This is a genomic window from Psychrobacter glacincola (assembly GCF_904846215.1).
Classification (GTDB): domain Bacteria; phylum Pseudomonadota; class Gammaproteobacteria; order Pseudomonadales; family Moraxellaceae; genus Psychrobacter; species Psychrobacter glacincola.
Genome location: NZ_CAJGZK010000004.1, coordinates 31,384 through 53,971, shown reverse-complemented (window position 1 = coordinate 53,971; position 22,588 = coordinate 31,384). Strand labels below are relative to the sequence as shown.

The following is a 22,588-nucleotide window of genomic DNA, read 5'->3' as shown; positions in this document are numbered from 1 at the left end:
AAATTAAATTAGGTCATCATTATGAATAAACAGAACATATTGAACCGCCGACGTTTTTTAACTGGGTCCTCTGTTGTCCTTGGCGCCTCCTTGCTGCCGACCATTGCCAGTAGTGCATTGGGACATTCGAGTCGCTCAGGCAGTCAGGGCGCTACTATCAACAGTGATCAAAACACGCATAAAGTACCGGTATTGACCGGTAAAGAGTTTGATTTATACGTCAGTAAACAGTCCGCTATTGTGAATGGTAAAAAGAGCATGGCAACGCTCATCAATGATTCACTGCCAGCACCGACGCTAAAGATGCGTGAGGGCGATACGGTGGTGATACGTGTTCATAATCAGATGGATGAATCAACCTCCATTCATTGGCATGGATTGTTGGTACCTTTTGAGATGGATGGAGTGCCGGGCATTAGCTTTGACGGTATTCCTGCGAACAGCACCTTTACTTATAAATTTAAGCTCAAACAATCAGGCACTTATTGGTATCACTCACACAGTGGCTTCCAAGAACAAACCGGTATGTTAGGTGCTATTGTGATTGAACCTAAAGGTCGTGAGCGCCATCCTATCGAAGAAGACCACGTAATCGTGCTTAGTGATTGGACCAGCCGCAACCCGCATAATCTATTAAAGCTGCTCAAACAGCGCTCAGATTTTGATAACTATCATCTACCAGACTTCAAAAAACTGCTTGCTGATATTGCCGAAACAGATATGAAAACCGCCTTTGATAAGCGCAAAATGTGGAATCAGATGCGCATGATGCCCACTGATTTTACGGACTTGTCGGGCGAAAATACCTTTACTTATCTGATGAATGGTAAAACAACCGCGGCTAATTGGGCGCAAATCGTCAAAGCAGGACAGCGCGTTAAGCTACGCTTTATCAATGCATCAGCGCAAACCATTTTTGATGTGCGTATTCCGGGTTTGAAGATGACAGTCGTCTCAACGGATGGCAACGATGTAGCGCCTGTAAGTGTTGATGATTTTCGTATTGGCGTGGCTGAAACCTATGATGTCATCGTCACCCCGACCAAAGAGGCACATACCATATTTGCCCAAAACATAGACCGTTCAGGCTATGTCGCAGCGACGCTTGCCACTAAAGAAGGCGCTCGTGCGGCAACGCCTGCCATGGACAAAATCGAATGGCTCACCATGGCAGATATGATGGGCGCTATGGGCGCTGATGGGTATAAAGCTAAACATGCCAAAACAGAATACGACTTCAAGAGCGATATGCGTGTGGACAGTCCACGTATGAACATTGATGATCCCGGTATCAACCTGCGCAATATTGATAGAAAAGTGTTGAATTATAGCCAGCTGCGTTCTGTCGATGAAGCCATATTTGCGGAGCAGCACAAGCCTACTAGAGAGATCGAGCTACATTTAACCGGTAACATGGAGCGCTATATCTGGGCGTTTGATGGGGTTAAGTTCAGTGAGGCGACACCGGTTAATATTAAGCCGGGTGAGCGCGTGCGCATTACTCTAGTCAATGACACGATGATGAACCATCCGATGCATTTACATGGGATGTGGAGCGATTTGCGCATGCCTAACGGTGAGTTTCAGGTGCGTAAGCATACTATGATGGTGCAACCGGCACAAAAAATCAGCTTTGATGTCACAGGAGAGGCTGGTCGATGGGCATGGCATTGTCATCTGCTCTATCACATGGAAGCTGGTATGTTTAGAGAAGTTGCCGTTGTTTAATAAACCTTTGAATGTGAGCCTTATTATGAAAAAATATAAAGTAGGTCTATCGTTTATTGGCATTTCATCTTTGCTACTACTAATGTCACCTTTAGCAAACGCTGCTGACCCTGCCACTGCTAAAAAAGATATAACTATGTCAGGTATGGACCATAGCAAAATGGATATGTCGGATATGGACCATAGCAATATGGACATGTCAGGTATAGATATGTCAGATATGGACCATAGCAGTATGGATATGTCAGGTATGAATCATAGCAAAATGGACATGTCGGGCATGGATATGTCGGATATGGACCATAGCAAAATGGATATGTCAGATATGGATATGTCGGATATGGATCATAGCAAAATGGACATGTCAGGTATGGACATGTCGGATATGGACCATAGCAAAATGGACATGTCAGGTATGGATCATGGCAGTATGGATATGTCAGGTATGCAAGGTGGTGAGGCTCCAGCTGATGCACGAAGTTCCGACTACTCAAACGGCGTTCCTTATGGACAGTATGGTAAGCCTATGATGATGGGTGACATGCCATTATGGGGTGTTTCTGTAGATGATTTAGGTTATCAGTTTGATGATGATCAGATTAATTATGAGGTTGATGCTTGGTATGGCGTAGATGAGCGCCGTCTATCTTTGCGTAGTGAAGGCAGTATACAGACTCAAGATGAGAAAGACATTGACAGCTTGAGCTCACTGGCTTACTGGAAGCCGTTGAGTATTTTTTGGAATGGTGAAGCAGGTGTCGCTTATGATACCAAGAATGATAAGCCTGCCCTTATGGCCGGTATTGTCGGTACCATGCCTTACTTTATTGAAACCGATGCTAGAGCTTATCTGTATTCTGATGGACAAGTCCGATTGGACCTTGGTGCAGAATATGAGTGGCGTTTGAGTCAGCGCTGGGTTGTGATACCGGAGTTAGAACTAACGGCATTTAGTAAAGAAGACAGCGACAATCATATTACTAAAGGCTTTAATGAATTAGATGCTGAAGTCAGGCTTACTTATGAGACATTAAGTCGCCAACTGGCACCTTACGTCGGTGTAAGTTATGAGACGGCTCTTGGCAGTGCTCGTGGTCAAAGACGTCAAGAAAATGAATCGGTTGATAGCAGTAGTTTGACGGCCGGGGTTAAATTCTGGTTCTAACATTATTAAATTGATAGGAGATACACTATGAATCCTTCAGATCAAAACAACATGAATCATCAAAGCCACCAACAGGGTATGAACCCTTATGTGAAATTCACTTTGATGATTCTGACGTCTACGATTGTAATGTTTATTATGATGTATTTTAATACCTATCAATTGGATCATGTTTATTTTAGTGAGACCCGAGCTTATATGGCGCTCTACATGGGCGCTGTGATGGCCATTATCATGCTCGCCTTTATGGGTAATATGTACAAAAAAACCAAGATAAACCTGATGGTTTATGGGGTTAGTGTGGTGTTATTTGCCTTTGGTCTATGGGGAGTGCGCTCACAACAAACAGTCGATCAAGTCGATTGGATGCAAGCAATGATACCGCATCACTCGATTGCTATTTTGACCAGTGAGCGTGCCAATATAGAAGACCCACGGGTAAGAGAGTTAGCGGATGGCATTATCGAAGCACAAAAGCGTGAAATCGGTGAGATGCAAGCGCTTATTGAAGAGCTCGAATAGACGGCTATCTATAGTGGTATGGCAAGATAAGAAATTGATTCTAAAAAAATGGTGATATGGTATCGGTGTCATAGTTTGCGTTGGTATCTTTATCTTAAAAGGACAGATTGCACAGATAATTAATGTGATTTTTTACCTATAGTCAAAATACTCTAAAAACGTTACGGTACTGCTGGTACAAATTTTTTGCACCCTCTGTCTGCATGGGCACAGCAAGCAAGAAAAATTGATACCAGCAGCACATAATGTGTCGATATTACTTTTCACTGACTATAACTTGTTCAACTGCTGCAACTGCGCTTTTTTTACTGCTGCTATTTCAAAACCTCTTATGCCTATGAAATGTTCAATAGCTATCGATTGCTATTCTTGAGTGATAGTAAGCATCTAAAAGTATACGCTCGCTCACCCCTGTTAATATTTGTGCTATGAATCCTGGAGAAATACTATGATGAACGGAACGATGATGCAGGGCATGGGCTGGATGATTCTCTGCCTGTTGTTTGCGCTACTATTTTTTGCTGTACTTGTGTTGGCAGTTATAGCATTTCTTAAATATCTACGTAAACCAGATAAAATCTCATAATAAACAACTGTATTTGGCAGTAGAGACACAATGATTGGGTATCAATTGCGCAGAGTCTAAATCTATATTCACTATATTGTAGGAGTAACTTTATGAAAAATAATGGACATGAACAAAGTGACATGGATGTTAATCATACAAGCTGCGAGGGTATGGAGAATAAAGATATAAGTTCTGTCAAAGGCGGCAAATACGACAAAGTGCCAGCTGATTATAATGGCACCGTTTATAGCTGTCCGATGCATCCAGAGGTGAGAGACATTGAGGATAGTGGCTGCCCAATATGCGGTATGTCCCTTAAACCTGAAGACACTGTTGCCCAAGAAAATGTTGCCGAAGACAATGTTGCCGAGATGGCAGCAATAAAAGATGATCATGCAAGCTGTCACAGCGTGACGAATACCGATGCCCATCCTACTAAAGATAGTAAGTATGACAAAGTACCACAAAACTATAGCGGTACGGTCTATATTTGTCCGATGCATCCCGAAGTGAGAGATGTTGAAAAAAGCGATTGCCCGATATGTGGTATGTTCCTCAAACCTGAAGACGAGGTTGCTGATAAGGACAGTCATTCACATTGTCATGGCAAAGATACTGACCGTACTAAGGTAAAGCCTGTCAAAGGCGGCAAGTACGACAAAGTGCCAGCTGACTATAATGGTACCGTTTATATTTGTCCGATGCATCCCGAAGTCAGGGACGTGAAGAATAGCGGCTGTCCGATATGCGGCATGGCACTTGAGCCAGAGACGGCTACCATTGGTGAGGAAGATACCTCAGAGCTCGACGATATGACACGCCGTTTTTGGATTTGTACGGTGCTCACCATACCGCTGTTTTTGTATGCAATGAGCCATATGGTAGGTCTAAACCTAGACAACCTTATTCAGGGTGATATCTCTGGACAGATCGCTCAGTGGATTCAGCTAGCGCTTGCAACACCCGTCGTGTTATGGGGAGGTGCACCGTTCTTTATTCGTGGCTGGCAATCAATAAAAAGCCGAAACCTGAATATGTTCACTCTGATAGCAGTGGGCGTAGGCGCCGCTTTTGGTTTCAGTCTGGTAGCAACCTTCCTTCCGGATATTTTTCCAGACAGCTTTAGGGACGCCACTGGCCAAGTAGGGGTGTACTACGAAGCGGCAGCGGTCATTGTGACATTGGTGCTATTGGGGCAGGTGTTAGAACTCAAGGCCCGAAGTCAGACCTCAGGCGCAATTCGAGCTTTACTTGAGTTAGCACCGCCGACAGCAAGACGTGTGGATGAAAACGGTACTGAGGTAGAGGTCGCTCTTGACGAAGTCATCAGCGGTGACACACTGCGAGTGAAGCCAGGAGAAAAGCTTCCGGTAGACGGTACGGTACTTGATGGTAGTAGCAGCATCGATGAATCGATGGTGACTGGTGAACCAATCCCAGTCTTAAAGGCACAAGGCGATACGGTTACTGGCGGTACGGTAAACGGTACGGGAACCCTATTGATTAAAGCGGTTGACGTTGGTGATGACACCGTATTATCCAAGATCGTCAAGATGGTTGCTGAAGCCCAACGTAGCCGTGCGCCCATACAGAAACTCGTTGATAAAGTAGCAGGTTGGTTCGTGCCCATCGTACTTATCTGCTCCGTCATTACTTTTATTGTCTGGGCAATGTTTGGACCTGCGCCTGCAATGGCTTTTGCGCTGGTCAATGCCATCGCAGTTTTAATTATCGCTTGCCCTTGTGCCTTGGGACTTGCTACGCCGATGTCAATCATGGTTGGTACTGGCAAAGGGGCGCAAAATGGCGTGCTTATCAAAAACGCTGAAGCATTAGAGAGCATGGAAAAAGTCGATACCATCGTTGTGGACAAAACAGGCACGTTGACCGCAGGTAAGCCAGAGCTTACTGCTATCGAAGCGCTTGGCGGCTTAGATGAAGATGAGCTCCTTGTGCTTGTCGCAGCGGTAGAGACTGCCAGCGAGCATCCTTTGGCAGAAGCTATCGTCAATGCTGCAAAGGCAAAATCTCTCGATATGGTTAAGGCAAGCGATTTTAGCTCAACTACGGGTGAAGGCGCGCAGGCGCTGGTGAATGGTAAGCAGGTCGCGGTAGGCAACTCAAAATTTATGCAACGCCTTAATAGCTTTGATAGTGAGCTCTCAAGCCGTGCTGACAAACGCAGAAAAGACGGCGAAACCGTCATGTTCGTCGCCGTAGATGGCCAAGCTGCTGGTCTAATCTCAGTCGCTGACCCGATCAAGTCAAGTACCAGTGAGGCCATATCTCTGCTGCACGAAGCTGGACTACGTGTCGTTATGCTGACAGGCGACAACGAAATAACGGCTAGAGCAGTTGCCAGTAAGCTGAACATCGATGAAGTACATGCTGATGTTTCGCCAGAGGACAAGAACCGAATTATCAAAGAGCTACAAAGCAGCGGCAAAGTCGTGGCTATGGCAGGTGACGGTATCAATGATGCGCCCGCGCTTGCGCAGGCAGATGTCGGTATAGCAATGGGTACTGGCACAGATGTGGCCATGGAAAGTGCTGGTATCACGCTAGTTAAGGGCGATCTAATGGGGATTGTGAGAGCACACAAATTAAGCCGCTCCACAATGCGCAATATCAGGCAGAATCTATTTTTTGCGTTTATCTACAATGCCCTTGGGGTACCGATTGCTGCTGGTGTGCTGTATCCGTTTTTCGGGCTATTACTCAGCCCAATGATAGCGGCGGCGGCGATGAGTCTCTCGTCAGTATCTGTCATTGGCAACGCGTTAAGATTGCGTCGTCTAAAGCTATGATATGCAGCCCTTGTTCAATGTTCAATGTTTAAGGGTTGCAAGTTATTCAGGATTGTCATGAATGAACTGGAGTAAAAGCTCTGCCAATTTTTCGCCTTGGTCTTCTTGCAAAAAATGCCCGCCGTTGACAATGGTTGTGTGGCTCTGACCTTGGGTTCCGGGAATGAGCTTTTGCATTACCCGATCGCCGCCAGCAGTGACCGGATCAGAATCACTGAACAGCGTAATGAAAGGCTTCGTCCATTTACTCAGCTCCACCCAAGCTGCGCGGTTTTTCTCTGAAGCAGGGTCATCTGGTGTCGTAGGTACGAGCAGAGGAAACTGTCTGGCACCTTCCTTATAAGACTCGTCAGGGAAGGGCGCGTTGTAGGCGTCGATCACCGCCTGTGGCAGCTCTGTAGTAGTACCGCTCTTGATTGCTCCTCCGACATTGAATGTCGGCGTTTCCTGTGAGAATTGCTGCCATTTACGAAAACCTTCCCCTGGATCGTGATCACCAGTAGGCAGCATAGTATTGCCAGCGGCTACTCGAGCAAACCGATCTGGATGCGCTGCAACCAAGCGCAGTCCGATTAGGCCGCCCCAGTCTTGACAAAATAGGGTGATGTTCTTCAAATCTAGCTGGTCGAGTACCGATTGCATCCAGTCGACATGGCGCTGGTAGGTGTAGTCAGTACGAGACATAGGTTTGTCTGAGCGTCCAAAACCGGGAAGGTCTGGGGCAATGACGCGGTGTCCTGCTGCGGTTAATATCGGGATTATTTTGCGATACAGATAGCACCATGAAGGCTCTCCATGCAGTAGCAATATTGGATCGGCATCTTTTGGGCCTTCATCGAGGTAATGTACTCGCAACTCACCCCCTTCGCTATCGTCGACCATTACATAGTGCGGCGCAAAATCGTAATCGGAAAGGTTCTCAAAACACGAATCAGGGGTTCTAAGCGTTTTCATATGTCATCCTTGTATTGGGTAAATAACCGCGCATTCTCACGCAGCTGCCGGAAAGCCGGCTTATCACTGAGGCAGTCGAACCAGATAGCTGAGGCTGACCAGTTCTCGCTCAGATTTATCAAATGCGAATCAAGATCAGAATTGGGGTGTACTCGGCTACAACTGTGTTTCAAGCCAGTTTCTGGCTGTGCAAGCAGCGACGCCTAGCACGACCGCAAACTCAACGGACGCATTTTCAAAAATATTCTCAATAAAGACTATAGCGCACAAACCTTGGTTCCTACAATAGAGCGATTACTGAAAATTTACGGCACTGCGACAATAAGAAAGCTGGACATAGGTCTTTATTCTGCTGTTTCACGGTCGCCGTGATAGCGTGTAAGTACCTATTGAGTTTTTATCTTAAGAAGATACTACTGACTATAGTCAATGAAAAGTAATATCGACACATTAGGTACTGCTGGTATCAATTTTTCTTGCTTGCTGTGCCTACGCAGATAGAGGCTGCGAATAATGAATCCCAGTAGTGTTGTGCTCTTTTAAAAGTGGATCAACGACACGTGGCTCAAAAGTAGTTAAATACAGGCACACGCATATTTACTGGAAAAGCATCAGGGCTAGATTACAATCCGGACTGATGATGACCCACTGAATCCTTTATTGATGATAGCTTTAATTATCTAGTTAGCGACGGGAGCCACATGGAAAATCTAAGCAGCAATAACCATAAAACGAATGATAGTCTCGCAGATCGACTAAACCAAAAATGCTATTGCATTACTCTTGATCGCAAAGCGCTCAATACAAGCCTCCAAAATCAATTGGCAGAAACTAGAAACAATCCAATAGGAGCGAATGAGCTTAATAAGCTTTTTTCTGCAACACCAGTGTTCGTTCCCAAAACAGAGATAGAGGCGATGGAACGGATCGTCAAAGCTATCGAGTCAGCTGCTAGATTGCCGCCTTATCAAGAGCGAGTGCTGTCGTGGGCACCAGAAATCGCTGCTTTCGATCCGGGTCCAATAGGGGCGCTTATGGGTTATGACTTTCACTTAGGTAGCGATGGTCCTCAGCTCATCGAAGTCAATACCAATGCTGGAGGCGCATTTTTAAACGTAGCACTTGCCCGCGCACAAAAACAATGCTGTCAGCCTTCCGAGCAAAGTTTCGTTACTACTAAAATGCTTGAGGGGTTTGAAGAAGCTGTTACTAATATGTTCATACAGGAATGGCAGCGACAATCTACTGTTGCTATGCCCAATCGGATAGCTATCGTGGATAATGATCCCAAAAGTCAGTTCATGTTTTTAGAGTTTGAGTTAGCCTGTCAACTGCTTCAAGCTAGGGGTATTGATACCGTAATACTTGATCCCTCTGAACTTGAGTATGTCGATGGTGCGTTAACAGCTCATGGTCAAAAAATTGATATGGTTTACAATCGGCTTGTCGATTTCGCATTTGAAGAACCTGACCATGTATTACTGAAGCAGGCTTATCTAGAGGGTGCTGTGGTAGTGACACCCAATCCCCATGTGCATGCCATGTTGGCCAATAAGCAAAACCTGACCTTGCTGTCAGACTCGCAAACACTACGCGATTGGGGTTTAGATGAGGCTGCAGTGGAGTGCCTCGAAAGGTCTGTACCAAGGACAAAAATCGTATCAAGAGACGATGCGGCAGAGTTGTGGCATACTCGAAGACAACTGTTTTTTAAGCCAGTTTCTGGCTATGGAAGCAAAGGCGTCTATCGCGGTAGCAAACTGACGCGCCGAGTCTTCGAAAACATTCTGGATGAGGATTATATCGCACAGACTTTTATTCCGGCAACAGAGCGATCCTTGAAAATAGATGACACTGTAGCAATAAGAAAGGTAGATATACGTCTTTATACATATGGCGGAAAACTGCTACTACCTGCGGCGCGTGTGTATCAGGGTCAGGCGACCAATTTCCGTACGTTAGGAGGCGGATTTGCACCTGTCTTTCAGGTGTGAGGTATACCTCTGATGGTATGCGACTCTTAGTACACTTTTAAAATACCCTGTTAATTCGGAAAAAGCGATGATTCAAACCGTTATCCATTATTTTCTACACTTTGGTATGCCGTTGATCATCGCCTGTATGTTTTTTCGTGACGACTATAAACGCGTATATTTGATTCTTTTAGCCACCATGCTAGTAGATTTAGATCATCTGCTGGCCACGCCTATTTTTGCGCCCAATCGCTGTAGTATTAACTTTCATCCACTGCATACTTACTATGCAATGGCAGCATATGCGGCTATGCTATTTCTACCTAAGCCCTATAAAATAATTGGTCTGGGGTTATTGCTACATATGCTAACCGATTTGAATGACTGCATAATGACTGCATAATGACCTATCTTAATTGTCCGCAGTGTTTGAGTGAGGCGCCTGCCCGTGAATTGGTAGAATGGCTTGCCAGAGCCACTAAGTTTTGATACGGCCGTGACCACATTCTTTTGCGCTTCTTTCATAAATCACTTATTCAATAACTCCAAAGGCGGCAACTGTGTTTTGATATACAATCCTAAATAAATCCCAGCAGCAGACCAAATATATTCTACTGCAAGGATCGGCGTGATTTGATTTTTTAATGCACGTTTGATAAGACAATTCAGTTTCTAAGTAGGCAACAGTAAGATCGCACTAACCACTATTTTTTTACATCGTTTTAATAGTGCTGTAATCGCCACGGGTACGTAAAACTACTTGAACATCTGAATCGCCGCGATTTCGCCAAAACCAGCCGTGATTGCCTGTAAAAGCAGCTTCTAGAACGCCTTCATCAGCGGCAACTCCGCGACCTTTTTCATAGCTGATGGCTTTGCCTAATGCATCGCCATGAGTATCAAAGTTGACATCACCGCCAGTCACGACCCAAGAGTATTCAGTCTTGCCACCTGAATCCATTTTCATTTTAATCTCTATTCCTTCCCCTGATGTCAAGGTGAATGGAATTTCATCGCGCCATTCACCACTAGCGACAGCAGTATCAGCAAGTGTGTCACTCATTGCTTGTTCGGTCACATTATTAATGTCTGTTGTTTCGGATGTCATCGTATCAGTTGCTAGTAAGCCAGCTGCATCTGCGGCAGCTTCTTCAGCCAATTGCTGCTTAACCTGTCCCATCTCTGTCAATTGCAGAATACTACCAACCCCAGTGGGGTCAATACCATATTCAGCGGGGAGAACCACCGTAAATAAAAGAACCACTGCTGAAATGGCAGCTAAAATAGTAGATTTTATAAGCTTCTGCGAAGAGGGAAGTTCAGCTTGTATTGGGGTATCACTGTTATACATATTAGAAATCCTTGAATTAAGAAGACATTAAATAGCCAGTGAGCTGCATGCCCACCAATATAAATCCTGCGCTCATCATGGCGACGTTGGCGGTGTAAGCGTTACGGATGAAACTTAGCGTACGACGCCAATAGCTCATACCGATTAGTATGATTGCTAGAGCCAGTAGCTGCCCAATCTCCACACCCACGTTAAATGCAAGCAAATTAGGTAGCAGGCCGTCAGGCGACATCTCATATTCAAGGAGCTTAGTTGATAACCCAAAGCCATGGAAAAGTCCAAATATAAGCACCGCTATTTTGGTATTTGGCTGAAACCCGAACCATCGCTGAAAAGCACCAATATTGTCTAAAGCTTTGTAAACAACAGAGAGGCCAATAATGGCATCAATCAGATAACTGTTCATACCGATATTAAAGTACACGCCTAAGATCATCGTTGTAGAATGACCTAACGCAAATAAACTCACATAGATGCCGATATGCTTCATACGGTAGAGAAAGAAGATAACCCCGAAGAGAAACAGGATGTGGTCATATCCCGTGATCATATGTTTAGCGCCCAAGTACATAAAGGGTAAAATATTAACCCCTGAAATTTCCTGAATGTAGCCTTTGTCCCCTGCGGTTACCGCGTGAGCCAAAGCTTCACTACTACCAATAAAAAGATAAATAAGAAGTGCTGAGAACAATAGTAGACGGGTCTGCCAAGTCGCCCATGGCGATCTTGGAAGCCTATTGTAGACATGGCTGTGCATTAGAATTCCTATGATGTGAAAATAGTGGATACGCGGTGTATGTAATACCATTAAAACTTCTGATATCAGTTAAAAAAGGCATTATGGTTTTCATGACTAAGTGCTTCTTTATAGAGTAATACTTAAAATCATAAAAATTTTGAATGCAAAACGAATAACTAAGGAGTATGATATTATCCCCTAGGGGGGGATAAGGTCAATGAAAAGTTTAAGTTTTTTATAAGGTATAATAATGCTCCCTAGAGGAAGGATATTTCCATTATGAAAAAACCACACATTCACGAGTCTCACCCAGCCGTTATCACACGCCTTAAAAAAGCTAATGGTCATCTAAGCAGTACGATAGAGATGTTAGTTGCAGGTCGAACTTGTCTTGATATAGCGCAGCAACTGCAAGCGGTAGAGAATGCCATTCATCAAGCAAAGAAAATTTTAATTCAAGACCATTTGGATCATTGCCTTGAAGACTTGCTAGGGTCTGTTGATAAAGATCAACAGGATTCTATCGAGGAGTTCAAGAAAATAACCCGTTACCTATAAGATCAATCGACTGACCTAAAGAGACAGCCCATGCTCAGTATCTTTGCAAACCGAACTTATCGCCATTTATTTGCCGCGCAAGTGATTGCCTTGATTGGCACAGGTTTAGCTACTGTGGCGCTTGGGCTTTTGGCGTTTGATTTAGCAGGTAATAACGCTGGAGTGGTTATGGGAACGGCATTGGCTATCAAGATGATTGCCTATGTTGGTATAGCCCCCATTGCAGCAGCATTCGCCGAACGGCTGCCCAAACGTACGATGCTGGTAACGCTGGATATGATACGAGCAGGTGTCGCCCTGCTTTTACCATTTGTCTCCCAAATTTGGGAAGTTTACGTGCTGATCTTTGTATTGCAAGCCGCCTCAGCAGCCTTTACGCCTACTTTTCAAGCCACTATTCCTGATGTTCTGCCTGATGAAGCGGATTACACTAAAGCTTTATCACTTTCACGCTTGGCATACGATATGGAAAGTCTGGTCAGTCCCATGTTAGCGGCGGCATTGCTGACAGTAATGAGCTTTCACAATCTGTTTACGGGGACGGTGCTGGGATTTTTAGCGTCTGCCATATTGGTGGTATCAGTCACGCTACCTGCGCATGCAATGCCCGCGCGCCGTAGCATTTATGATAGAACCACGCGCGGCATTCGAATCTATTTAGCCACCCCTCGACTGCGCGGATTACTCGCGGTCAATGTTGCTGTGTCCGCTGCTGCGTCTATGGTTTTTGTGAATACAGTGGTGATTATTCAGGGTGGCATGGGACTCACTCAGAGTGCAGTCGCATTAGCATTAGCGAGCTTCGGTGCTGGTTCTATGATTGCTGCCCTAGCTTTGCCAAGCTTATTGGTTAAGCTGACAGACCGTAGTGTGATGTTGAGCGGCGTGGGGTTGTTGGTAGTGGGGATGTTCGCTGGAACAGTGATGATGGGACAAAACTCGCTTATGATTTTATGGTTCGTGCTAGGTTTGGGTTATTCTGCTGCTCAAACCCCTTCTGGACGCTTGTTATGGCGATCCTCACATCAAGAAGATCGCCCTGCCTTATTTGCCGCTCAGTTTGCTTTGTCTCATGTCAGTTGGTTGGTGTTTTATCCCTTGGCGGGTTGGTTAGGTGCTCGCTACAGTATGACCGTAGCTTTTGCAGTACTAGGCGGTGCGGCTGCACTAGCGGTATGGGCGGCTTTTAGAGTCTGGCCATCTATTGATTTAAAAGAGATTGAACACGAGCATTCGGATTTGCCAGAAGGTCATGTCCATGCTACTGGATCTCCTACACCTAACGGCATACGCCATACCCATCCTTTTGTAGTCGATGACTATCATCCGCGTTGGCCAAGCTCTGGTCGTTGATATAGAGTCTGTACATGAAGAAATGCTATTTCATATTGAAAAGTACTCTGCTATGCAATAGTTGGTCCTAAATAAAAGAAGTACAAATGTTATAAATCACTATTGGTATCAATTTTTCTTGCTTGTTATACCCATGCAGACAGAGGCTGCAAGAAATTTGTACCAGCAGTACCGGAGCGTTTTTAGCATATTTTGACTATATGTTAAAGTAGGTCGACCAACCGCTGAAATATATCGTTATCTTATATATAGCCAGTCTTTTATAAATAAGATACAATTGCTTTAAAACAGGCAAAGCGATATAAATAATTATGACCTACTCTGCAGACTTTCGTGACCAAGTCGTTAAAAATATCAAACAGAAAGACATGAGCATTCGTCAAGCTTGTGTTTTTTACAATATCAGTAAAACCACTTTACAACGTTGGCTCAAAGATCCTAGTATCAAACTAACTCGCAATAAACCGCCAAGTAAAATACCTAATGAAGCGCTATTAAAAGACATTGAACAGTATCCAGACGACTACATGTACGAGCGAGCACAGCGTTTTAACTGTAGCAAGTCAGGCATCGAGGCCGCTCTAAAACGTCTTGGCATTTATTCCAAACCTCAAAACCAAGTGCGTGATTGTGATGGATAGGAGCGAGGATAAAGCAAAGCACTGCTTTGCCCGAGATCCTGATCTAAATCCCATAGAGAACAAGTGGGCACAAGCTAACTTTCTACGCCAAAGATGGATGGAAAATCATTTGAAAAAACCGTTCCATGATATGGAATGTATCTCTTTGTTTAAGGTTGACCATATAAATTAGCGTCCAAAATCTTAAAGACTCCAAAATCCTAAAGACTATAGTCGGTCCTAAATAAAAGAAAGACAAATATTATCAATCACTATTGGGGTTAATTTTTCTTGCTTGCGGTGCCTTTGCAGACAGAGGCTGCGAATCATTAACCCCAGTAGTTCTGTACCCTTTTAGAAGGGGATTAACTATAGAGCTATTTTATTATGAGCAATGCTGCCAGCAACTTTCATGCTACTTTAGGGTGCCGATATTTCAGGTTTAGACATTGAGCGCCACAACATACCGAATAAAACATCAAAATTTGCATTTAGCGGCGTATCTGCTTGACGGATATTCTGCATAATGCCAAGTCGACTGACGAATCCCATAAACACATCGAACAGAATATGCAGTGGCACTGTATCGACGAGCACCCCTCGCTTTTGACCATCCTCTAGTACACTCAAAAATGCATCAATAAGCTCTTTATTCTTATAAATAGCAATGTTGTGAAAACGCGCTATCGATACTTTAGATAGCACCATCACAGCATCAGGCTGAGTATCTACAAAATCAAGACATACCCATAATGTCTTACGTAAGCGATCCTCCACACTGTCGATACCTTGTAGATGATCCATCATTCTCGCCGCTAATCTTCCGAGTACCAAGTCCATAATAGTGTAGAGCACCGTTTGCTTATCACCAAAATATTTATAGAGTGTTTGCAGCGACACGTTTGCCGCATTTGCAATCTGTATCATAGTGATATCGCTTGCATCATGACCTGCAAATAATTGGCGCACTGCTTTTTCTATTTTGTCTAAAGTGGCGGGGCGCATCTCTGATAAAGGAGCTAAGGATAAGGGGTTACTCTGAGCCTCTTTTTTGGAGGCTGTACTATTGGTTTTACTATTAGTCTTAGCATGAGTCTTGCTAGCTCTGTGATTAGCGCCAGTATCAGCACTAAGTTGTGGTTTTGAGCGAGTGTTTTTCATACCTTATTGATCCTTTATGGTATTCGCTGTTGAATAGTTTTAGCGTTTATAATTAATTTATAAAGATAATATATATTACCATTATAAATTAATTTATTGCATAACTTGTATTAATTTTCTAATATAATAGCCATATAGATTAGTATTTAATGAGATTATAAGCATTATAGTTAAAGGTAATATATATTACCATTATTTTATAAATATAATATAGCTGTTATTTTCCAACTTTATTTATCATCTACAAAAAAGGATTTTTTATGACTGAGACTGCCTACATTTATGAGTCACTTCGCACACCACGTGGCAAAGGAAAAAAAGATGGCTCGCTTTATCAAGCAACGCCTATTTGGCTGGTTCGCACTTTGTTAAAAGAGATGCAGCAGCGTCATAGCTTAGACACCAGCTTAGTTGATGATGTGGTGCTTGGCTGTGTAACGCCCGTTGGCGAACAAGGTTCTGATATTGCCCGCATTGCGGTCATTGATGCCGGCTGGGATCAGAGTGTTGCAGGGGTGACGTTGTCACGTTACTGTGCCTCAGGCCTTGAGTCGATCAATCTTGCCGCTGCCAAAGTCATGTCAGGTATGGAGGATATGGTGGTCGCAGGTGGCGTTGAATCGATGAGTCGCGTACCGATGGGTTCTGATGGTGGGGCGTGGTACATGGATCCACGCGTCAACGAGGCGACACACTTTGTCCCGCAAGGGGTTGGTGCAGATACTATAGCAACGCTGAAAGGCTTTAGCCGTACGGATGTCGATGAGTTTGCCACTGAGTCGCACCGCCGTGCTGCTGCAGCGTGGGAGCAAGGCTACTATGATAAATCAGTCGTTCCTGTCACTGATATGAATGGCATGCTGCTGTTGGATAAAGATGAAACCATTCGTCCAAACACAGATGTGGCGACCTTAGCTGGACTTAACCCTTCGTTTATTATGCCGGGGAAAATGGGTTTTGATAGCGTTATCTTGGACAGATACACTACCATTGAAAACGTCAACCACGTCCATCACGCGGGTAACTCATCAGGCATCGTCGATGGCGCTGCGCTTTGCTTAATCGGTAGCGCTGCTGCTGGTAAGAAAGCTGGTCTAAAACCACGTGCGAAAATCACTATGGCCGCAGTCATCGGCTCAGAACCTGCCATCATGCTGACAGGTCCGACACCTGCCTGTCAAAAAGCCCTCGATAAAGCTGGCATGCAAGCCTCGGATATCGATCTTTGGGAGATCAACGAAGCTTTTGCAGCGGTACCAATGAATACGGCTAACGACTTTGGTATCTCACTTGATATCGTCAACGTCAATGGTGGCGCTATCGCAATGGGTCATCCTCTTGGCGCGACAGGCGCGATGCTTATGACGACCGTCCTAGATGAGCTTGAACGTCGCGACCTAAAAACAGCGATGATCACCTTGTGCGTCGGTGGTGGTATGGGCATTGCGACTATCATTGAGCGTGTCTAGCACTGATAGACAGCGCGGATATATTTTTAGTGATTGTCATTAGTTTTTAGTGATTAAAGCAAAATACAATAATATAAGAAGGATTTAATATGAGCACAAATAGCGTAGATGCCATCAATGCATTGAACCACTTTTCTGCCGAATCTAATAATGGAATTATCACCGTTACTATCGATCAAGCAGATCGAAAAATGAATGTCATCGGTGATGGATTCACAGAAGCCTTTGCCACCATGACCGATAGCTTTATCAACGATGCGTCCGTCAAAGGTTTGATTTTAACCTCTGGCAAAGAAACCTTTGTCGTCGGTGCCGATATTGACCAATTGGCAAGCATTCAAACCGCCGAACAAGCATTTGACTTAGTGGAAGATCTCAAAACTAGCTTACGTAAACTTGAAACATCAGGAAAACCTGTCGTCGCTGCAATGACGGGTACGGCACTCGGTGGTGGCTTAGAGCTGGCATTGGCTTGTCATTATCGTATCGCGATTGATTCGCCTAAAACCAAACTGGGTCTACCAGAGGTCAAATTGGGTCTGCTACCGGGCGGTGGCGGTACTCAGCGTTTACCGCGCTTGGTTGGTATTCAAGCGGCATTAGAGCTCATGACTCAAGGTAAAGAGCTGCGCCCTCAAGCGGCAAAAGATATCGGTCTGATTGATGCCGTTGCCACTGATAAAGCAGATATGATTGCGCAAGCCAAAGAGTGGATCAAAGCCAATCCAAATGCTCAGCAACCGTGGGATAAGAAAGGCTTTAAGATCCCAGGTGGTGATAGCAAAAATCCTAAAATAGTACCGATATTCTCTATTGCACCTGCGATGGCCAATCAAAAGTCACATGGCAACTATCCTGCGATCACGCACATTATGTCTTGCGTGTTTGAAGGTTGCATGGTCGATATCGATACCGGTCTTGAGGTCGAGTCACGCTACTTTGTCGCTTGTGTGTTGTCTGCTGAATCCAAAAATATGATTAACACCCTTTGGACACAGCTGAATAGCATCAAAAAAGGCCAATCACGACCTGATGGTTTTGAGCGTTATAAAACTAAAAAGGTCGGTATCCTCGGTGCTGGCATGATGGGCGCAGGTATCGCTTATGTCTCAGCCAAAGCGGGCATAGATGTGGTTCTTTTAGATACGGCTATCGAAGGCGCTGAAAAAGGCAAAAACTATTCTACTAAATTGTTAGATAAAGCGATCAGCCGTGGTCAATCAAACGAGGACAAAAAACAAGCGTTATTAGATAAAATCAAAACGACGGTGTCTTATGACGATCTAGAAGGCTGTGATTTAATTATCGAAGCGGTCTTTGAAGATGTAGACATTAAAGCAGAATGTACCCGTAAGTCTGAAGCAGTGATACCAAAAACTGCTGTTTATGCCTCAAATACATCGACGCTGCCTATTACTGAGCTTGCAAAAGCCAGCATACGTCCAAGCCAGTTCATTGGTCTGCATTTCTTCTCGCCAGTCGATAAGATGCCGTTGGTTGAGATTATCGTTGGTAAAGATACGGATGATGCAACCTTAGCCAAAGCTTTTGACTATGTCGGTAAAATCTCTAAGACGCCAATCGTCGTCAACGATAGCCGCGGTTTTTATACCTCTCGTGTGTTTGGCACTTATGTCTCAGAAGGTATTGCGATGCTCGGTGAAGGCATACATCCACGCAGCATCGAAGTGGCTGGTATGAAATCTGGCATGCCTATGCCGCCACTGGCGCTACAAGATGAAGTATCGCTCAGCCTGTCCTTACATGTCATGCAACAAGCCAAGCGCGCACTAGAAGCTGAAGGTAAAACGTTCACGCCACATCCTGCCATGCCAGTGGTTGAAAAAATGGTGAGTGAGCTTGGCCGAGAAGGTAAAAAAGTCGCTAAAGGCTTTTATGATTATCCTGAAAATGGTGAAAAACGCTTATGGCCCAAGCTCACTGAGCTATATCCAACCAAAGAGGAGCAACCATCGCAGCAAGACTTGGTAGACCGTTTATTATACGTTCAAGCGAATGAGACCGCGAAATGTTTCGAGGAAAATGTCGTACGTACTGTGGCGGATGCCAACATCGGCTCTATCTTTGGCTGGGGTTTTGCACCTAACCAAGGCGGTACATTGCAGTTCATTAACTCAGTAGGCGTTAAAAAGTTTGTTGAGCGTAGCCGCGAGCTTGCTAGCAAGTACGGCGCGCGTTTTGAGCCTGCTCAGATCTTAGTAGAAATGGCCGAAAAGGGTGAGGAGTTTGTCGATGGCTAATGTAGCTAATACTATGACAGATTGCTTGGATGGTTTGCGCGTCGTTGATCTGACGCGCAATCTCCCCGGACCTTTTGCCACCAGACTGCTTGCCGATTTGGGCGCAGAGATTATCAAGATTGAACCCAAAAATGGAGATCCTGCGCGCGCGTTGGGTGATTTGTTTAGCGCACTCAATCACGGCAAGACGATTGAGAAAGTTGACTTCCGTGATCCTCAAGGTATTGAGTCAATCAAAGCGCATCTTAAAGATGCCGATGTCATGCTTGATAGCTTTCGTCCTGAAGTGCTTGAAGGTATGGGACTGGATGCCAAAACCTTGCATGCTCTCAACCCCAAGCTGGTCATGGTATCGATTACTGGCTATGGCATGGCTGATAGTGATGACGTTACACATAATTGGGCTGACAAAGCTGGTCATGATATCAACTTTATGGCGATGAGCGGCGTGCTTGACCAGCTCAAGACTGCCGCTGGCGAGCAGGCCATGCCTAATATCCAGTTTGCAGACTTGGCAGGCGGTAGTGACACGGCAGTGATTGCACTTTTGGCCGCCGTGTTTTCAGCACAGCGTACCGGCCAAGGTCGTCACGTCGCGGTCAGCATGACGCACAGCTTATATCAGCATATGGTCATGCCAAAAGCGACTGGTAAGCTAGTAAAAAGCTTCTCTGGTAAAAATCCAAAGCCGCAGCATGACTTTTTAGGAGGCTTACTGCCTTGTTATCGTTTATATAAAACAGCCGACGATCGCTATATGGCAGTCGGTTCGCTAGAGTTAAAGTTCTGGCAAGGGTTGTGTGAAGTACTAGAATTGCCGGAGCTTAAGACCAAACACTGGCAAATGGGTGTCATGCCAAATACCAAAGACAGTCAAGAGGCGGCTCAAGTGGTCGCTGATACCTTTGCCAGTCATGATCTTGCGCATTGGCAGCAGATTTTTGAAACAGCGGATGTTTGTGTTACTCCGGTGTTGACGTTGGAGGAAGCCCGCGCGCATCCTTTATTTGCCCATCAAGATGAACACAGTGCAACACTAGGCTGGCAGTAAAACACAGTCAGTCCTATATAAATCAGATACGGTGTCAGGCTCGCTTAGTCTACTATTTGTAGTACTTTTATTCGCCTTCCTTATATCCAAATTATATTGAACCGACTATATAGTCAATGAAAAGTAATATCGACACATTATGTACTGCTAGTATCAATTTTTCTTGCTTGCTGTGCCTACGCAGACAGAGGCTGCAAAAAATTTGTACCAGCAGTACCGTAGTGTTTCTAGAGTATTTTGACTATAGCTCATCGAATTAACCATCAAGGATCAAAACCAAGGAGGGTTTGTTATGAAAAAGGTTTGGCTAGAGAATTATCCTAAAGGTGTCGTAGCTGATGTCTCAGCGACCAACCAATCCCTTTTAGAGCTATTTGAGAGCTCTTTTGCAAAATTTTCTCAAGATGAGCTGATCACCAATATGGGCGTAACTTATACCTACGCTCAAGTTGATGAGGCATCAAAAGCGGTTGCCGCTTGGCTGCAAGGCGTGGGTCTGAAGAAAGGGTCGGTGGTTGCCATCATGATGCCCAACGTCAATCAGTATCTACCTATTGTGATTGGTGCTCTGCGAGCAGGGCTGATCATTACCTTGGTCAATCCTCTATACACCGCACGAGAGCTTAGGCACCAACTTAATGACTCTGACTGTAAAGCCATATTTATTTTGACACCTTTTTGCGCAACGCTTGAAAAAATAATCGGTGAAACCGGTATAAAAACCGTTGTGTGTAGCGATATCGGCGATATGTTAGGTACTGTCAAAGGTAAAATCGTCGATTTGGCGGCCAAATATGTCAAAAAAGCGGTTCCAGCCCACACGCTCAAATCCAATAGCCAGTATAAAGTTCACTCTTACAAGTCTATTGTAAGAAAGGGTAAGGGTATGCGCTATACCCGACCGCAGATGAATGCTAAAGACGTAGCGCTGCTGACTTATACTGGTGGTACGACTGGCATGGCTAAAGGAATTATCGTCAGCCATCACAATGTGGAAATTGCAACCTCACAGTATGAGGCTTGGTTTCAACCTATTTATGATGGAATGACTAGTAAAGAGCAAATAAACACTATCGTTGCTTTGCCTCTGTACCATATCTTTGCTTTTGTAATCTCTATGGTAGGGATCAGAGTGGGACAGCACCTAACGCTGATTACCAATCCGCGTGATATAGATGGTTTTATCAAAACGCTTAAATCGCGTCCATTCCATCTTTTACCAGCAGTAAATACCCTGTTTCAGGCATTAATGGCGCACCCTCAGTTTAAAACAATTGATTTTTCAGCGTTTAAAATCGCGGTGGCTGGTGGTATGGCAGCAACGCCAGAAACCGCTAGGAAATGGCTTGAAGCAACGGGTCATCCTATCTTAGAAGGCTGGGGCATGTCAGAGACCATCGGCGTGGGCACCGCCAATCCTTTTACCAATAAAGAATTTAACGGTAGCATCGGCATGCCATTACCCGGTGTAGACATCAATATTCGTGATGAAAATGAAAATGTCCTAGAGATAGGGGAAGTCGGGGAGCTCTGTATCAAAGGCGATAATGTGATTTCCAGTTATCATAATATCGACAATACGGGTTTTTTCACCGCTGATGGTTACCTAAAGACAGGTGATATCGGCACTATGGATGACAAAGGCTACGTAAAAATATTCGATCGCAAAAAAGATATGATTATTGTGAGTGGTTTCAATGTGTATCCCAATGAAGTCGAAAATGTCATTGAGACCCATTCCAAAGTGGCTGAATGTTCGGTGGTCGGAGTTGATAGTGAATCACAAGGTCAGTCGGTAAAAGCCTACGTAGTAAAGTCAGATCCTAGTGTCACCGAGGAGGACATTAAAGCGTTTTGCAAAGAAGGCTTGGCAGGCTACAAGTGTCCTCGTGATATTGAGTTTATTGCTGAATTACCCAAGTCAACGGTTGGTAAGATACTCCGTCATGAACTGAGAAAACAAGCAAATCAGGCAGCTTAGACATTAAGGAATGTTATTTTATTCATGAGGCTAACAGTATCTCTATCTGTACCCGCCTCTAATACCAATGGTAATTTTGATTACTATTTGTAATTCAATTCAATTCATTTAATGCTTGACTACTATCGGAATATTGACAAATAATAGGGTATTAAGCAATATATTAAATATTAATAGTAATTTTTATTACCGTACATTTTTATTAATGAAGTCGTTTACTTTAATCATAAATCTCACAAATAAGTTTTGAGAAAACCCTGAATAATTTATAAGTTATTTTATAAATTATTTATTAACTTAAGATCAACACACAATCAAGGAAGACTT

The 22,588-nt window shown here is 44.4% G+C and carries 18 protein-coding genes; 14 read left to right on the top strand and 4 right to left on the bottom strand.

Annotation, left to right across the window (positions count from 1 at the left end):
- Positions 1 to 21: 21 nt before the first annotated feature.
- The 5 genes from JMW90_RS03535 to JMW90_RS03515 all read left to right on the top strand — a co-directional run bounded on the left by JMW90_RS03535 (position 22) and on the right by JMW90_RS03515 (position 6,790).
- Positions 22 to 1,728, top strand: coding sequence for a copper resistance system multicopper oxidase (locus tag JMW90_RS03535; protein ID WP_201561721.1), 1,707 nt, complete (start codon positions 22 to 24; stop codon positions 1,726 to 1,728).
- Between the two features lie 25 nt (positions 1,729 to 1,753).
- Positions 1,754 to 2,893 (top strand): copper resistance protein B, encoded by a 1,140-nt coding sequence (locus tag JMW90_RS03530; protein ID WP_201561720.1) that lies wholly within the window; start codon positions 1,754 to 1,756, stop codon positions 2,891 to 2,893.
- A gap of 27 nt (positions 2,894 to 2,920) precedes the next feature.
- On the top strand, positions 2,921 to 3,415 hold the full coding sequence (locus tag JMW90_RS03525; protein WP_201561719.1) for a DUF305 domain-containing protein: 495 nt from the start codon (positions 2,921 to 2,923) through the stop codon (positions 3,413 to 3,415).
- 448 nt (positions 3,416 to 3,863) lie between these two features.
- Positions 3,864 to 4,001 (top strand): hypothetical protein, encoded by a 138-nt coding sequence (locus tag JMW90_RS03520; RefSeq protein ID WP_201561718.1) that lies wholly within the window; start codon positions 3,864 to 3,866, stop codon positions 3,999 to 4,001.
- A gap of 92 nt (positions 4,002 to 4,093) precedes the next feature.
- Positions 4,094 to 6,790, top strand: coding sequence for a copper-transporting P-type ATPase (locus JMW90_RS03515; RefSeq protein WP_201561717.1), 2,697 nt, complete (start codon positions 4,094 to 4,096; stop codon positions 6,788 to 6,790).
- A 42-nt stretch (positions 6,791 to 6,832) separates the two neighbouring features.
- On the opposite strand, the gene JMW90_RS03510 is transcribed toward JMW90_RS03515, so the two are convergent.
- Positions 6,833 to 7,744 carry a haloalkane dehalogenase gene (locus tag JMW90_RS03510; RefSeq protein ID WP_201561716.1) on the bottom strand — a complete coding sequence of 304 codons (912 nt, stop codon included), beginning with the start codon at positions 7,742 to 7,744 and terminating at the stop codon, positions 6,833 to 6,835.
- A 701-nt stretch (positions 7,745 to 8,445) separates the two neighbouring features.
- Here JMW90_RS03510 and JMW90_RS03505 point away from each other — a divergent pair.
- Together JMW90_RS03505 and JMW90_RS03500 are read left to right on the top strand one after the other, a co-directional pair.
- Positions 8,446 to 9,738: an ATP-grasp domain-containing protein gene (locus JMW90_RS03505; protein WP_201561715.1), complete on the top strand. Its 1,293-nt coding sequence runs from the start codon at positions 8,446 to 8,448 to the stop codon at positions 9,736 to 9,738.
- Positions 9,739 to 9,805: 67 nt separating this feature from the next.
- Positions 9,806 to 10,120 carry a DUF6122 family protein gene (locus JMW90_RS03500; RefSeq protein ID WP_227691846.1) on the top strand — a complete coding sequence of 105 codons (315 nt, stop codon included), beginning with the start codon at positions 9,806 to 9,808 and terminating at the stop codon, positions 10,118 to 10,120.
- Between the two features lie 309 nt (positions 10,121 to 10,429).
- Here JMW90_RS03500 and JMW90_RS03495 read toward each other — a convergent pair whose 3' ends face one another.
- Both JMW90_RS03495 and JMW90_RS03490 read right to left on the bottom strand, forming a co-directional pair.
- Positions 10,430 to 11,068, bottom strand: coding sequence for a transmembrane anchor protein (locus JMW90_RS03495; RefSeq protein ID WP_201561714.1), 639 nt, complete (start codon positions 11,066 to 11,068; stop codon positions 10,430 to 10,432).
- A gap of 16 nt (positions 11,069 to 11,084) precedes the next feature.
- Positions 11,085 to 11,825 carry a HupE/UreJ family protein gene (locus JMW90_RS03490; protein ID WP_201561713.1) on the bottom strand — a complete coding sequence of 247 codons (741 nt, stop codon included), beginning with the start codon at positions 11,823 to 11,825 and terminating at the stop codon, positions 11,085 to 11,087.
- A gap of 261 nt (positions 11,826 to 12,086) precedes the next feature.
- Between JMW90_RS03490 and JMW90_RS03485 the strand changes: the two genes are divergently transcribed.
- From JMW90_RS03485 to JMW90_RS03475, 3 genes are all read left to right on the top strand, one after another.
- Positions 12,087 to 12,365: a metal-sensing transcriptional repressor gene (locus JMW90_RS03485; protein ID WP_201561712.1), complete on the top strand. Its 279-nt coding sequence runs from the start codon at positions 12,087 to 12,089 to the stop codon at positions 12,363 to 12,365.
- Positions 12,366 to 12,395: 30 nt separating this feature from the next.
- Positions 12,396 to 13,718, top strand: a complete 1,323-nt coding sequence (locus tag JMW90_RS03480) for an MFS transporter (RefSeq protein WP_201561711.1) — start codon at positions 12,396 to 12,398, stop codon at positions 13,716 to 13,718.
- Between the two features lie 311 nt (positions 13,719 to 14,029).
- On the top strand, positions 14,030 to 14,359 hold the full coding sequence (locus JMW90_RS03475; protein ID WP_201561710.1) for an IS630 transposase-related protein: 330 nt from the start codon (positions 14,030 to 14,032) through the stop codon (positions 14,357 to 14,359).
- 399 nt (positions 14,360 to 14,758) lie between these two features.
- On the opposite strand, the gene JMW90_RS03470 is transcribed toward JMW90_RS03475, so the two are convergent.
- Positions 14,759 to 15,499, bottom strand: coding sequence for a TetR/AcrR family transcriptional regulator (locus tag JMW90_RS03470; RefSeq protein ID WP_201561709.1), 741 nt, complete (start codon positions 15,497 to 15,499; stop codon positions 14,759 to 14,761).
- Between the two features lie 260 nt (positions 15,500 to 15,759).
- Here JMW90_RS03470 and JMW90_RS03465 point away from each other — a divergent pair, with 260 nt between their 5' ends.
- From JMW90_RS03465 to JMW90_RS03450, 4 genes are all read left to right on the top strand, one after another.
- Positions 15,760 to 16,968 (top strand): acetyl-CoA C-acetyltransferase, encoded by a 1,209-nt coding sequence (locus JMW90_RS03465; RefSeq protein ID WP_201561708.1) that lies wholly within the window; start codon positions 15,760 to 15,762, stop codon positions 16,966 to 16,968.
- An 89-nt stretch (positions 16,969 to 17,057) separates the two neighbouring features.
- The gene (locus JMW90_RS03460; RefSeq protein WP_201561707.1) at positions 17,058 to 19,229 is read left to right on the top strand and encodes a 3-hydroxyacyl-CoA dehydrogenase NAD-binding domain-containing protein; all 2,172 of its coding nucleotides are present in this window, start codon (positions 17,058 to 17,060) and stop codon (positions 19,227 to 19,229) included.
- Entirely contained in the window at positions 19,222 to 20,280 is a 1,059-nt protein-coding gene (locus JMW90_RS03455; RefSeq protein ID WP_201561706.1) for a CaiB/BaiF CoA transferase family protein, read from the top strand. Before JMW90_RS03460 ends, JMW90_RS03455 begins: the two co-directional genes overlap by 8 nt.
- A 292-nt stretch (positions 20,281 to 20,572) precedes the next feature.
- Positions 20,573 to 22,261, top strand: coding sequence for an AMP-binding protein (locus JMW90_RS03450; protein ID WP_201561705.1), 1,689 nt, complete (start codon positions 20,573 to 20,575; stop codon positions 22,259 to 22,261).
- The last annotated feature ends 327 nt before the right edge of the window (positions 22,262 to 22,588 follow it).